This is a genomic window from Pedobacter sp. 05L430 (genome assembly GCF_056397585.1).
Genome location: NZ_JBFTNT010000581.1, coordinates 1 through 827 on the forward strand (window position 1 = coordinate 1; position 827 = coordinate 827).

Sequence of the window (827 nt, forward strand, 5' to 3'; positions counted from 1 at the left end):
GTAGATTATTACTTCAATGAAAATGGCTTTATGGTTTTTACAGAAGCTTATCACTTAAAACGTGGTTATTGCTGTAAAAATAAGTGTAAACATTGTCCATGGGGATTTGGGAAGCAAAAAATAAAAGCTACACCACCAAACAAATAAAGAACGAAAAGATGCAGTTGCAGAAAGAAACGCTTACCACAAAATTTGAGAGCATCCATCACCAGGCCATTGTAAATGTGTGGCATACCAGTAATTGGTGTACCGAGAAACTAAAGCAAACGATCCTGCCTTTTGAGGTTACTACTCAGCAATTTAATATTTTAAGAATTTTGCGCGGACAAAATCCTAGTCCGGCTACCATAAATCTTCTGAAATCAAGAATGCTCGATAAAATGAGTGATACTTCAAGAATAGTGGATAGACTGGTGCAAAAAGGACTTGTTATAAAAGAGTCAAATGCTGTAGATAAACGAGCTGTTGATATTAGAATAAGCGACAAAGGCCTGGAATTGCTTGAACTGATGGATCAGGAGGTTAGTCTTTCAGTACTGATCTCATCAAATTTAACCGAACAGGAAGCCACTACACTAAATGATTTACTTGATAAAATGAGAGGCTAATATATGCTTAATGCGAATGGCTAGAGCTGAAATACCCAATTAGTGCAATCGCTATGCCGCACAGTACGGCAATCATTTTACGTTTTGATACCTTGTGATCTACGCTCGACTCGAATAATATGGTAGTAGAAATATGCAAGAATATACCGATTACAATTCCCATAATTCTGTTGAAATAATTCTCAATACCACCAATAGTTCCATTGCTAAGCCCATAGC

The 827-nt window shown here is 36.8% G+C and carries 2 protein-coding genes and 1 pseudogene; 2 read left to right on the plus strand and 1 reads right to left on the minus strand.

Going from position 1 to position 827, the window contains the following annotated elements:
* Positions 1-147: DUF5522 domain-containing protein (locus AC1DG9_RS27435; protein WP_477635745.1), on the plus strand; the 147-nt coding region annotated here is incomplete at its 5' end.
* Positions 148-158: 11 nt separating this feature from the next.
* Positions 159-608, plus strand: a complete 450-nt coding sequence (locus AC1DG9_RS27440; RefSeq protein ID WP_172659597.1) for a MarR family winged helix-turn-helix transcriptional regulator — start codon at positions 159-161, stop codon at positions 606-608.
* Positions 609-615: 7 nt separating this feature from the next.
* On the opposite strand, the pseudogene AC1DG9_RS27445 reads toward AC1DG9_RS27440, so the two are convergent.
* Positions 616-827, minus strand: a pseudogene (locus tag AC1DG9_RS27445) (ZIP family metal transporter); the annotation flags it as partial.

Coding starts and splice junctions, on each gene's coding strand:
- AC1DG9_RS27440 (WP_172659597.1), top strand. CDS start 159: ATGCAGTTGCAGAAAGAAACGCTTACCACAAAATTTGAGAGCATCCAT.